Below are 12,021 nucleotides of genomic sequence, written 5' to 3'. Positions count from 1 at the left end.
CGTCAGTTTCTACAGCGTTGTAGAAGTGACTATCGAGACCAGATGGAGACCTCATGGCCCTGTGGGACCGCTTCAAGGAGTCCGCGTCGACCATGCAGACGCAGCTGATCGCCAAGAAGAACGACCTGAAGAGCGGTGCGTTCCGGGACGCCAGCATGGCGATGTGCGCCCTGGTCGCGGCGGCCGACGGCACCGTCGACCCGTCCGAGCGGCGGCGCGTAGCGCAACTCATCTCCACCAACGAGGTGCTGCAGAACTTCCCGGCCGACGACCTCCAGCGCCGCTTCGACGACTACCTGAACAAGCTCACCGCCGACTTCGACTTCGGCAAGGTCAGCGTGTTGCAGGAGGTCGCCAAGGCGAAGAAGAAGCCCGCCGAGGCGCGCGCGGTGATCCAGATAGGCATCGTCATCGGCGGCGCCGACGGCGACTTCGACAAGACGGAGCAGGCCGTCGTCCGCGAGGCCTGCTACACGCTGGACCTGCCCCCGGCCGAGTTCGACCTGTAGGAGGACCCGTTCAGCCTGTAGGAACGCCCGTTCCGTGAGTCGGGCTGCCCGCCGGGGCGGCCCCTCACAGTACGGTCGCGGCCCTCAGCACCGTGAACAGCGTCACGGTCGCGTTCGCCGACGCCAGCGCCGAGACCGCCGTGCCACCCGCGGCGGTCCACAGCGCGAGCCCGGCCGCCGTCCACGCGGGCGGCAGTGCGGGCGCCGGGGGCACCGGGCCGAGCAGCGCCGCCACCCGGCGCGGCACCGGCCCGGCCGTCGCGAACCCCACCAGCGCGGTGGCCGCGCCCCGGCCCGTCGCCGCGCGCGACACCAGCGCGGCCTTGCCGATGGCCCGGGCCACCGTCCTGCGGTCGCCCACCGCCCGCGCCGCGTCCTCGTCCGCCCAGCGCTCGGCGGTGTACGCCACGGCGGTGCGCAGCGGGCGCAGGAACGGGTTGGCGCGCGCCGCGAGCCCGGCCACCAGCAGGAAGCGGTGGTGGCGCGCCGTCAGATGCGCCTCCTCGTGGGCGATCAGCGCCTGCCGTTCGCGCGCGTCGAGGCTCTCCAGCATCGCGCGCGACACGACGATCCGGCCGCGCGCCCCGGCCGTACCGCGCCCGCCCGGCAGCGCGTACGCATAGGCCCGCTCGTCGTCCGGCAGTACGGCCAGCCTGCCCTCGGGCAGCCCGGCCAGTGCCCGGGTCGCGCGCGTACGCACCCGCCGGTGCAGCCACACCAGGTGCGCGCACGCCCCGGCGACCGCCGCCAGGAGCGGGATCGCCGCCTGGCCCACCACCTCGTCGTACGGCAGCACCGCCCGCACCTCGGGGTCGGCCCACGCGTCGGGCAGCGGGTTGCCCGGGAGTTGTGCCGTGCCGACCACCATCAGGAGCATCAGGCACAGGGTGCTGCACAGCGCGAGGACGCCGCCGACCGTCGCGAGCAGCCAGGTCGCCGCGCGCGGATGCAGCTGCTGCTCGGCCAGCCGGGCGATCGGCCAGGCGGTCAGCGGCAGGACGAGCGGCAGAAAGACGAACACACCCACTACGTCAGTCCCCGGTCTCCGCTTCGGCGCCGTCCGCACCGGCCACGTCGTCCACGCTGTCCGCGCCGTCGAGGAGTGCGCGCAGCAGCCGCTCGTCGTCGGGTGAGAGCGCGGTGACGAAACTGGCGAGCACGGCGCCCCGGTCCGGCTCGCCGTCCAGCACCTTGCGCATCCGCAGCGCCGCGAGTCCGGCCTCGTCGGCCGCCGGCGTCCATACGAACGAGCGCCCCGCGCGCTCCCGGGTCACCGACTGCTTGGCGTACAGCCGCGACAGGATGGTCACGACGGTGGTGTACGCGAGCGCTCCGCCGATCCGCTCCCGCACCCAGCCGGCGGTCACCGGCCCCGCCGCGTTCCGCAGCGCCGCCAGGACCTGGGCCTCCAGCTCACCCTGCCCCCGCCTGCGGGCGCGCCTGTCCTCATCCGTCACTTTGTCATCCTACTGAGGGGGGTCGACACCTCCGGAGGGGTCCGGCAGCACTCAGCCGTCAGCCCCCGGCTCCCGCCGTACGAACGCCGCCCCCGCGTCCCGCAGTCGGGCGTGCAGGCGGTGGAACACCGTCGCCGACCGCTCGCCAGGCCAGTCGGGCGGCAGCAGGGCGGCGGGCAGGCCCGGGTCCGCGTACGGGAGGCGGCGCCAGGAGTCCAGGGCGAGCAGATAGTCCCGGTAGGCCTCCTCGGGCGGCACCTCGGACGAGGTCTGCGCGCGGGCCTCCCAGGCTCGCAGCGCGGGTTCGTGCAGGCCCAGGAACTCGTCGTGCTGCTTGGCGATCGCCGTCAGGTCCCACCACCGGGCGACCGCCTCGGCCGTCGGCGCGAAGCCCAGGTGCTCGCCCCGGAACAGGTCGACGTACGGAGCGAGTTGGAGCCGTTCCAGGGTGTGCCGGGTCTCGTCGTACAGCCGCGCCGGGGCGATCCACACGCCGGGCGCCGCCGTGCCGAAGCCGAGTCCCGCGAGCCGGGAGCGCAGCACATGGCGCTTGTTGCGCTCCGACTCGGGGACCGAGAAGACGGCCAGGACCCAGCCGTCACGCGCGCGTGGCCGCGCGTGCGGGTAGATGCGGCGGTCGCCGTCGTCGAGCAACTGGCGCGCGTCGGCGGACAGGGCGTACCCGGCGGCGCCGCTCGCGGTGCGCTCGGGCACCAGCAGCCCGCGCCGTTTGAGCCGGGAGACCGACGACCGTACGGACGGGGCGTCCACGCCCACGGCGGCGAGCAGGCGGATCAGCTCGGCGACCGCGAGGGAGCCGGCCGTCTCGCGCCCGTACGCGCCGTAGAGGGTGACGATCAAGGATCGGGGTGTGTGCTGCTCGGCCACGTGATCACTCTAGGGCCCGCAGCCGGAAGCGCTGCAGCTTGCCGGTCGGCGTCCGGGGGAGGGCGTCGAGGAAGACGACCTCGCGCGGGCACTTGTAGGGGGCGAGCTCGGCCTTCACGTGGTCGCGCAGCAGCCCGGCCGTGACCTCGCCGCCCACCACCCCCTCGCGCAGCACGCAGTACGCCACGACCACCTGCCCGCGTGCCTCGTCGGGGCGTCCGATCACCGCCGTCTCCACCACGTCCGGGTGGCGCAGCAGCGCGTCCTCCACCTCCGGGCCCGCGATGTTGTACCCGGCCGAGATGATCATGTCGTCGGCGCGGGCGACATAGCGGAAGTAGCCGTCGGGCTCGCGCACATAGGTGTCGCCGGTGAGGTTCCAGCCTCCTTTGACGTACTCCGACTGGCGGGGGTCGGCCAGATAGCGGCAGCCGACCGGTCCGCGCACCGCGAGCAGACCCGGTTCGCCGTCCACCACCGGTTGACCCGAGGCGTCGACCACGCGCGCGTGCCAGCCGGGCACCGGCTTCCCGGTGGCGCCCGGTCTGATGTCGTCGTCCGCCGCCGAGATGAAGATGTGCAGCAGTTCGGTGGCGCCGATGCCGTTGATGATGCGCAGCCCGGTGCGCTCGTGCCACGCGCGCCAGGTCGCGGCGGGCAGGTTCTCCCCGGCCGACACACAGCGCCGCAGCGCCCCCACGTCGTACCCGTCGAGCTCCTCCAGCATCGCCCGGTAGGCGGTCGGCGCGGTGAACAGGACGGAGACCCGGTGCCGGGCGAGGGCGGGCAGCAGCTGCTTGGGGCCCGACTGTTCGAGCAGCAGCGAGGAGGCGCCCGCCCGCATCGGGAAGACGACCAGGCCGCCCAGGCCGAACGTGAAGCCGAGCGGCGGGCTGCCCGCGAAGACGTCGTCGGGCCTGGGGCGCAGGACGTGCCGGGCGAAGGTGTCCGCGATGGCCAGCACGTCCCGGTGGAAGTGCATACAGCCCTTGGGGCGGCCGGTGGTGCCGGAGGTGAACGCGATCAGCGCCACGTCGTCCGCCGCCGTCGCCACGGCCGTGAACGGCTCCCGGGCCGTGGGCGCGTCGGCGAGGCGCAGCAGGTCGCCGGCCGTTTCACCCCCGTAGGGGGTGATGCGCAGGCCCGGCACGGCGGCCTTCTCCAGGTCCGCCAGCGACCGCGCGTCGCACAGGGCGTGCCCGATCCGGCCGAGCTCGCAGATGGTGGCGAGCTCGTGGGCCCGCTGCTGGGCCAGTACGGTGACGGCCACCGCGCCCGCCTTCATCACCGCCAGCCAGCACGCGGCCAGCCACGGCGTGGTGGGCCCGCGCAGCAGCACCCGGTTGCCCGGGACCACACCGAGGTCGGTGGTGAGGGCGTGGGCGATCCGGTCGACCCGGGTGCGCAGCTCGCCGTACGTCCAGGGGGCGCCCTCCGCCGTACGGAAGACGGGCCGGTCCGCGCCGAACCGCTCGATGGTGCGGTCCAGGAGCTCGGCACCGCAGTTGAGCCGCTCGGGGTAGCGCAGCTCGGGGAGGTCGAAGACCAGTTCCGGCCACTGATCGGCGGGCGGCAGATGGTCGCGGGAAAACGTGTCGGCATGCGCTGAGGTCTTCAGCTCCATACGGGATCGCCCCCTTGTCGCATCTGGAGCGTATCGTTTGGATGACGACAGTCAACGGTTCGCGATAAGGGCAGTTTCACGGGTTGGTAAGGACGGCTCACGGGTCGGTGGGGACGGGTTCACGAGCCCGGTCGGCCCAAAACCCTGGAGTCGGTGGACGGAACACGGCGGGGACGCAGCGAGACTGGACGCGAGACGAGAGGGGCCGCCATGCCCGCATTCGCGCTGGAGCCGGAGCAGCAGGAGTGGTGCGCATGGCTGCGCACCACCGCCGCGGAGCGGTTGCGTCCCCTTGCGGACAAGGGTGACCCGGGGCGCGTGAACCGGCCACTCGTCGCCGCCCTCGGCGGGCTCGGGCTCCTTGAGCGGCTGTTCGCCTCGGGCGCGCTCGACCTGTGTCTGATGCGCGAGTCGCTGGCGTACGCGTGCACCGAGGCGGAGACCGCGCTCGCCCTTCAGGGGCTCGGCGCCCACCCCGTGGCCGCGCACGGCACCGAGGCGCAGCGGGCCCGCTGGCTGCCCGAGGTCACCTCCGGGCGGGCCGTGGCCGCCTTCGCGCTGAGCGAGCCGGACGCGGGCTCCGACGCGGCCGCCCTCGCCCTCAAGGCCGAGCGGGACAGCGGCGGTTGGCGGCTCAGCGGCGAGAAATGCTGGATCTCCAACGCCCCCGAGGCCGACTTCTGCACCGTGTTCGCCCGGACCACCGAGGGCGCCGGAGCACGCGGGGTGACCGCCTTCCTGGTCCCCGCCGACCGGTCCGGGCTGAGCGGCACCGCCCTCGACATGCTCTCCCCGCACCCGGTCGGGACGCTCGTCTTCGATGGGGTGCGCGTCGGCGCGGACGACGTCCTGGGGGAGCCCGACCGGGGCTTTCGCGTCGCCATGGGCACGCTGAACCTGTTCCGGCCGAGCGTCGGCGCGTTCGCGGTCGGCATGGCGCAGGCGGCGCTGGACGCGACCGTCGCGCACACCGCGCGCCGCAGCGCGTTCGGCGGCCCGCTCAAGGACCTCCAGGCGGTCGCCCACCAGGTCGCGGAGATGGCGACCCGCACGGAGGCGGCGCGCCTGCTGGTGTACGGGGCGGCCGCCGCGTACGACAGGGGGGCACCGGAGGTTCCCAAGTACTCGGCGATGGCGAAGCTGCTCGCCACGGAGACCGCGCAGTACGTCGTCGACGCGGCCGTCCAACTGCACGGCGCGCGGGCGCTGCGGCGGGGCCATCTGCTCGAACACCTCTACCGCGAGGTGCGCGCGCCCCGCATCTACGAGGGCGCGACCGAGGTGCAGCGCACGATCATCGCGAAGGAGCTGTACCGATGAGCCTCCACCGGGTGAACCCCGCCGACCTCTCCCCGGCCACCGGCTTCAGCCACGCCGTCGTCGCCACCGGCGGGCGGCTGGTCTTCCTCGCGGGCCAGACCGCGCTCGACGCCGACGGCAAGGTGGTGGGCGAGACGCTGCCCAAGCAGTTCCGGACCGCGCTCACCAACCTCCTCGCCGCGCTCGCCGCGGCCGGGGGCACCCCGGCCGACCTGGCCCGGGTCACCGTGTACACCACGGACGTGGCGGACTATCGCGCCCGGGCGCACGAACTCGGGCTCATCTGGCGGCAGTTGGCCGGGCGAGACTATCCCGCGATGGCGGTGATCGGCGTCGTACGGCTGTGGGACGAGCAGGCGCGGGTCGAGCTGGACGGGTTCGCGGTGTTGGACTGACGACTGTCAGCTGACCGCCACCCCCGACCGTCACCCTCACCCCCCGCCGCGCCTAGCCGGGAATTAGACCCCGCACAAGTCTTGTCAGTGCAATTTCACATTACTATGTTACAGCTCACGCGGCGGCTCACCAGATCCCCAACTGCCGTACAGAACCAGGCGATTCAGCCCTACTTCGGGGCGGCTTCGCCGTGCCCCGGCACACCGGACCGCCCGATAGAGCCGCAGCCGCACGACACGTACACGCATCCCCGCACCGCAGCGCCACCCCCAACCCACCTCCCACACAGGAGACTTCGGTGTCCCAGCTCAGATCCGCGCGCAAGCCGCTGCTCGCCGCCGCCGTCGCGGCGACCCTGCTCGTCACCGCCGGGCAGGCCGCGCAAGCCGCGCAGGCCCCGCACCCCGCCAAGGCTGACGCCTCACGCGCGCTCCCCAGCACTTTCGCTGGTCGGCCCGCCCCGGCCACCGGCACGGGGGCGAACCCCTTCGACGAGGTCGACCATATCGCCAAGGCGCCCAAGCAGACGGCCCGTCAGCTGCCCGCCCCCGGCGGCCAGCAGGACGGGCGCATAGCCGGGCCGCAGACCCGCGCGGTCGCCCCCGCCGCCCACAAGGGGTTGCGCGCCGCCGGGGTCGCGTGCACCCTCGACGGCATCACCGGCCTGAGCCCGCAGGGGCTCGCCGACTTCCTCACCGACCCGGCGGTCACCGCCGACGGCTGTCTGCGCGGGCTCGTCTGGACCTGGGACGCGCGCCTGGCGCCGGTCATGTCCGACGCCCACGTACAAGCCGTCGCCCGTCGCGCCACCAGCCTCGCCGCCTCCCACGACGGCAAGAACAGCAGCCATCTGCTGGAACTGTTCACCTACCTCCACGCGGTCGCGTACCAGGACTACGGGCACGACGAGATCGACGTCACCGACCAGCCCACGGTCGACGCGATGCGCGAGGCCGTCGCCGCGCTCGGCAACGCCGCGCACACCTTCGACGTCACCCCGCAGAACGCCCAGACCCTGCGCGAGGCGCTGTACGCCGCGAGCGCGCCGGGCCTGCGCCAGCACCAGCTCCCCCTGATCAAGCGGGTCCTGGCGACCATGGCGCCGGGTGCCCCGACCGCCACCAGCACGGACTGGGCCGGCGCCGCGCTCGCCGCGCTCTCCGTCAACTACCTCGGCGTCTACCCGGGCAACAAGGACACCGCGTTCCAGACCGCCGCGGCCGCCGACCCCGCCTACCGCGCCGCCTTCCGCGCCTTCTCCGGCTACACCCACCTCAAGGACACGGCCAATGCCTGGGTGGTCCGCGATGCGCTGTCGGAGTACGGCCGCTTCGGCCAGATCGACGCCGTCAAGAGCCAGATCGTCCCCGACCTCGGCGCCCTGCTGCCGACCACCGCGGCGAACTTCGGCAAGATCAGCGCCCCCTGGCTCTCGCTCGCGAGCTGGCTCAACTTCTACGGCCAGTGCGCCACGTACAACGTGTGCAAGGACCAGGTCGAGAACCAGCTCTTCACCCATACCTACACCTACGACAACGGCGCCATCCAGGTCCGCACCGCCCTCGACCAGGCCACCGTCGACCAGCTTTACTACGCGAGCAAGCAGGTGAAGTCGCAGTACTTCCGGGTGCTCGGCACCGACAAGCCGCTCGCGGGGGACACCAACAGCACCCTCCACATCCACCTGTACGCCTCGCGCGCCGACTACGAGGTCTACCAGCCGTTCCTCACCGGCTTCTCCACCAACAACGGAGGGATGTACATCGAGGACGGCGCCACCTTCTACACCTACCAGCGCCGGGTGCCGCAGGACTCCTCCCTCACCCTCGAAGAGCTCTTCCGGCACGAGTACACGCACTACCTCAACGGCCGCTGGGCGGTGCCCGGGACGTTCGGGCAGGGCGCCTGGTACACCGGCGACCGCACCACCGCCATGGACGAGGGGACCGCCGAGTTCTTCGACGGCGGCACCCGCGACGACGGCATCGCCGTACGCAAGTCGCTGGTCAAGGGCATCATCAACGACACCGCGCGCGGCGGCCCGCGGATGAGCGTCGACCAGCTGTTGCACGCCACGTACGACGGCGACGGCTTCCGCTTCTACAACTACGCGGGCACCTTCTTCGAGTTCCTGTGGAACGAGCGGCCCTCGCTGCTGCGGGAGATGTACGGCTATCTGCGCGCGGACGACCCGGCGGGCTTCGACGCCTGGCGCAACCGGATGGGCCGGGACGCGGAACTGCAGACCGAGTACAACGCGTTCCTGGACGAGCAGATAGCCAAGGTGGACACGCTGTACGTGCCCGACACCAAGTACACCCCCAACGCCAAGTTGAAGTACTCCGCCCTGTCGGGCGTGCGCACCGCGTTCGCCAAGTCCACCTACAGCCAGCCGGACTGCGTCCAGAACGGCGACCCAGGCAAGAACCGGTTCATCTGCACGGGGAAGATCACCGCGAACCTGGCCGACGCGAACGACCCGGACCAGGTCTTCGTGGACATGTCCGACACCGTCGACTACTTCCTCCTCGGCCGGTCGGAAGACGGCGGCAACAACTTCGCCGACATGAACTGCTCCTTCGGAACAGTGGACATCTGGTCCAACAAGAAGGGCGGCACCTCCACTTACTCCTGTGAGGGCCCGCTGCGCAGCTGACGTCCCGCCTCTCGGGGCCGGGGCGACTCCGACCGCGCCGGCCCCTTGGCCGCCCTAGAGGAATGTGACATATTACTGTGGTGCCCAAGAGACACTCCCTCGACGCCGTGATCGTCGGCGCCGGAGTCGTCGGCGCGGCCTGCGCGTACTACGCGGGGCGCTCCGGACTCCGCGTCGCGGTGGTCGACCGCGGCCCCGTCGCGGGCGGCACCACGGGTGCGGGGGAAGGCAATCTGCTCGTCTCCGACAAGGAGGCGGGCCCCGAGCTCGACCTCGCGCTGCTGTCCACCCGACTCTGGCGCGACCTCGCCCACGTCCTCCCACCGGAGATCGAGTACGAGCCCAAGGGCGGTCTCGTCGTGGCGCCCGACGAGGCCGCTCTCACGGCGCTGCGCGCGTTCGCCGAGGAGCAGCGCAAGGCCGGGGTGCGGGCGCGGGAGATCGCCCCCGACCGGCTGTACGACCTGGAGCCCCATCTCGCCCCCGGCCTCGCCGGCGGCTTCCTCTACCCGCAGGACGCCCAGGTCCAGCCCGCCCAGGCGGCCGCGCAACTCCTGCGCGCGGCACGCCAGTTCGGCGCCGAGGTCCATCTGGACCAGGAGGTCAAGGACGTCCTCACCGGACCGGACGGCCGCGTCCGGGGCGTCCGCACCCCGCAGGGCGACCTGCTCGCCCCGGCCGTCGTCAACGCGGCCGGGACCTGGGGCGGCGAGGTCGCGGCCCTCGCGGGCACCTCGCTGCCGGTGCTGCCCCGCCGCGGCTTCGTCCTGGTCACCGAGCCGCTGCCGCGCCTGGTGCGGCACAAGGTGTACGCCGCCGACTACATCGCGGACGTCGCCAGCGGCTCGGCCGCGCTCCAGTCCTCCGCGGTGGTCGAGGGGACGGCCGCGGGACCGGTCCTGATCGGCGCCACGCGCGAGCGCGTGGGCTTCGACCGCGCCCTCTCCACCGAGGCGCTGCGCCGCCTCGCCGCCCAGGCCGCCGCCCTCTTCCCGGTCCTCACGGGCGTCCGCGCGATCCGTACGTACCACGGCTTCCGCCCCTACCTCCCCGACCACCTGCCCGCGATCGGCCCCGACCCCCGGGTGCCGGGCCTGCTGCACGCGTGCGGCCACGAGGGCGCGGGCATCGGCCTCGCACCGGCCACCGGCCTGCTGCTCGCCTCGGCACTGCGGGGCGAGCGGACGGCCCTGGACCTCCGGCCGTTCAGGCCCGACCGGTTCGCGGGGGAAGAGCACGACGGTGAGTACGAGCGGGGGGCGGGCCGATGACGAAGGTGTACGAATCGGAGGACGGGTCTGCGGCGAGCCGCCCCGACCCCGACCGCCCCTCCCGGAAGGCCGTTTCCCTGAGGGGCGCCTCCTCGCCCGCCGCCCTCGTCCGGGCGACCCCCGGCCCCGCCTTCGACCTCACCTTCGACGGCCGGACGATCACCGCCCTGCCTGGGCAGAGCATCGCCGCCGCGCTCTGGGCCGCCGGGATCCTCTCCTGGCGCACCACGCGCGCGGGGGGCGAGCCGCGCGGCGCGTTCTGCGGGATCGGCGCCTGCTACGACTGCCTCGCCACCGTCAACGGGCGCCCCAACCAGCGCGCCTGCCTCGTCGCGGCCCGCCCCGGCGACGCGATCACCACCCAGGAGGGCACGGGCCATGCCGACCTCGCCGTCTGAGCCGTCCGACCTGGCCGTCGTCGGCGCCGGGCCCGCCGGGCTCGCGGCCGCCGTGGCCGCCGCCGACCTCGGCCTGAGCGTGACCGTCCTGGACGCCGGGGAGCGGCCCGGCGGGCAGTTCTACCGGCACCCGGCGCCCGGCCTCGGCGCCGCCCGGCCCGAGGCGCTGCACCACGACTGGGAGGCGTTCGCCACGCGCGCGTCCCGGCTCGAAGCCCACCGCCGGGCGGGCCGCGTCACCCACCTCGCCGCCCACCACGTCTGGACGGTCGTACGGGACGCGGCCACGGGGGAGTGGCTGCTGCACGCGGTCGCGAGCGGCCCCGGCGGCGAGGAGCGTCCGGCCGCGGTCCGGGCGCGGGCGGTGCTGCTGGCGACCGGGGCGTACGAACGCCAACTGCCCTTCCCCGGCTGGACCCTGCCCGGCGTCGTCGGCGCGGGCGGGGCGCAGGCCATGCTGAAGTCCGGCCTGGTGCTGCCCGGCCAGCGGGTCGTGGTGGCGGGCAGCGGCCCGCTGCTGCTCGCCGTCGCCGCCTCGCTCGCGGCGGCCGGCGCCACCGTCCCGGCCGTGGTCGAGGCGTCCGCGTACACCTCGTACGCACGCGAACTGCCCGCGCTCGTCCGCAACCCCGGCAAACTGGGCGAGGGCGCGCTGTACGGCGGCGGGCTGCTGCGGCACCGGGTGCGGCTGCTGACCCGGCACGCGGTGACGGCCGCGCACGGCACCGGCCGCGTCGAGGCCGTGACGGTGTCCCGGCTCGACCGCGACTGGCGGCCCGTGCCGGGCAGCGAGCGCCGGGTGCCGTGCGACGCGCTCGCGGTCGGCCACGGGCTCGTCCCCCAGCTGGAGCTGGCGACCGGCCTGGGCTGCGCCACCCGTCGTACCGCCGACGACACCCTCGCCCTGGAGCTCGACGCCGCGCAGCGCACCTCCGTGCCCGGGATCTGGGCGGCGGGGGAGACCGGCGGCATCGGCGGCGCTCAACTGGCCCTCACCGAGGGTGAGTTGGCGGCGGCGGCGATCGCGTACGAGCTGCACGGAACCCGACGTCCGCGAGGGATCGCCGCTCTGGTGCGCAGGCGGGCGCGGCTGCGCCGGTTTGCCGGGGCGATGGCGGCCGCGCACCGGCCCGGCGACGGCTGGACCGGGTGGCTGGACGACGCGACCCTGGTGTGCCGCTGCGAGGAGGTCCCGGCGGGGCGGATCAGGGAGGCCGTGGCGGAGCTCGGCGCGTATGACGCCCGGAGCGTGAAACTGCTGACCAGGGCCGGTATGGGCTGGTGCCAGGGCAGGATGTGCGGCCAGGCCGTGGCCTGCCTCGCGGGTGGCGCGCCGGCCGAGGACCGGCGGCCGCTGTCCTGCCCGGTGGAGCTCGGCCACCTCGCCCAACTACCGCCGTCCGCAAGCTGACCGCGACCCGCGAGGCCGCCATCCGCACATCGAAGGCGTCCGTCATCACCCTGGTGCGCCTCTTGTGGCCGCCGTACAGCGTTCAGTAAAA

At 73.6% G+C, this 12,021-nt stretch carries 11 protein-coding genes; 7 read left to right on the top strand and 4 right to left on the bottom strand.

Features of this window, described 5'->3' with window-relative positions; genetic code table 11:
• Nucleotides 1-53 precede the first annotated feature (53 nt).
• A complete protein-coding gene (locus tag IE252_RS23745) occupies nucleotides 54-509 on the top strand; it encodes a tellurite resistance TerB family protein (protein ID WP_190091499.1) in 456 nt (151 codons plus the stop codon).
• Between the two features lie 64 nt (nucleotides 510-573).
• Here IE252_RS23745 and IE252_RS23740 read toward each other — a convergent pair whose 3' ends face one another.
• Genes IE252_RS23740 through IE252_RS23725 form a run of 4 tightly spaced genes read right to left on the bottom strand, consistent with a single transcriptional unit; the run spans nucleotide 574 to nucleotide 4,478 of the window.
• Nucleotides 574-1,536, bottom strand: a complete 963-nt coding sequence (locus IE252_RS23740) for a M56 family metallopeptidase (protein ID WP_190091498.1) — start codon at nucleotides 1,534-1,536, stop codon at nucleotides 574-576.
• A gap of 4 nt (nucleotides 1,537-1,540) precedes the next feature.
• The gene (locus tag IE252_RS23735) at nucleotides 1,541-1,966 is read right to left on the bottom strand and encodes a BlaI/MecI/CopY family transcriptional regulator (protein WP_190091497.1); all 426 of its coding nucleotides are present in this window, start codon (nucleotides 1,964-1,966) and stop codon (nucleotides 1,541-1,543) included.
• Nucleotides 1,967-2,017: 51 nt separating this feature from the next.
• Nucleotides 2,018-2,854 (bottom strand): PaaX family transcriptional regulator, encoded by an 837-nt coding sequence (locus IE252_RS23730; protein ID WP_190091496.1) that lies wholly within the window; start codon nucleotides 2,852-2,854, stop codon nucleotides 2,018-2,020.
• A 4-nt stretch (nucleotides 2,855-2,858) separates the two neighbouring features.
• Nucleotides 2,859-4,478, bottom strand: coding sequence for an AMP-binding protein (locus tag IE252_RS23725; protein ID WP_190091495.1), 1,620 nt, complete (start codon nucleotides 4,476-4,478; stop codon nucleotides 2,859-2,861).
• 210 nt (nucleotides 4,479-4,688) lie between these two features.
• Here IE252_RS23725 and IE252_RS23720 point away from each other — a divergent pair, with 210 nt between their 5' ends.
• From IE252_RS23720 to IE252_RS23695, 6 genes are all read left to right on the top strand, one after another.
• Nucleotides 4,689-5,798, top strand: a complete 1,110-nt coding sequence (locus IE252_RS23720; RefSeq protein WP_190091494.1) for an acyl-CoA dehydrogenase family protein — start codon at nucleotides 4,689-4,691, stop codon at nucleotides 5,796-5,798.
• The gene (locus tag IE252_RS23715) at nucleotides 5,795-6,193 is read left to right on the top strand and encodes a RidA family protein (RefSeq protein ID WP_190091493.1); all 399 of its coding nucleotides are present in this window, start codon (nucleotides 5,795-5,797) and stop codon (nucleotides 6,191-6,193) included. Before IE252_RS23720 ends, IE252_RS23715 begins: the two co-directional genes overlap by 4 nt.
• 299 nt (nucleotides 6,194-6,492) lie before the next feature.
• Entirely contained in the window at nucleotides 6,493-8,850 is a 2,358-nt protein-coding gene (locus IE252_RS23710) for a collagenase (RefSeq protein ID WP_190091492.1), read from the top strand.
• An 80-nt stretch (nucleotides 8,851-8,930) separates the two neighbouring features.
• Nucleotides 8,931-10,121, top strand: a complete 1,191-nt coding sequence (locus IE252_RS23705; protein ID WP_190091491.1) for an NAD(P)/FAD-dependent oxidoreductase — start codon at nucleotides 8,931-8,933, stop codon at nucleotides 10,119-10,121.
• A 77-nt stretch (nucleotides 10,122-10,198) separates the two neighbouring features.
• On the top strand, nucleotides 10,199-10,519 hold the full coding sequence (locus tag IE252_RS23700) for a (2Fe-2S)-binding protein (protein ID WP_229848772.1): 321 nt from the start codon (nucleotides 10,199-10,201) through the stop codon (nucleotides 10,517-10,519).
• The gene (locus IE252_RS23695) at nucleotides 10,500-11,930 is read left to right on the top strand and encodes an NAD(P)/FAD-dependent oxidoreductase (protein WP_190091489.1); all 1,431 of its coding nucleotides are present in this window, start codon (nucleotides 10,500-10,502) and stop codon (nucleotides 11,928-11,930) included. The genes IE252_RS23700 and IE252_RS23695 overlap by 20 nt, the downstream gene beginning before the upstream one ends.
• Nucleotides 11,931-12,021 lie beyond the last annotated feature (91 nt).

Origin of the sequence: Streptomyces melanogenes, assembly GCF_014649795.1 — a bacterium.
In the GTDB taxonomy this organism is placed as follows: Bacteria; Actinomycetota; Actinomycetes; order Streptomycetales; family Streptomycetaceae; genus Streptomyces; species Streptomyces noboritoensis.
This window is presented reverse-complemented; position numbering and strand designations above follow the sequence as displayed.

Excerpts from the sequence above, each read along its gene's own strand:
- IE252_RS23745 (WP_190091499.1), top strand. The coding sequence starts at position 54 with ATGGCCCTGTGGGACCGCTTCAAGGAGTCCGCGTCGACCATGCAGACG.
- IE252_RS23725 (WP_190091495.1), bottom strand. The coding sequence starts at position 4,478 with ATGGAGCTGAAGACCTCAGCGCATGCCGACACGTTTTCCCGCGACCAT.
- IE252_RS23720 (WP_190091494.1), top strand. The coding sequence starts at position 4,689 with ATGCCCGCATTCGCGCTGGAGCCGGAGCAGCAGGAGTGGTGCGCATGG.
- IE252_RS23715 (WP_190091493.1), top strand. The coding sequence starts at position 5,795 with ATGAGCCTCCACCGGGTGAACCCCGCCGACCTCTCCCCGGCCACCGGC.
- IE252_RS23695 (WP_190091489.1), top strand. The coding sequence starts at position 10,500 with ATGCCGACCTCGCCGTCTGAGCCGTCCGACCTGGCCGTCGTCGGCGCC.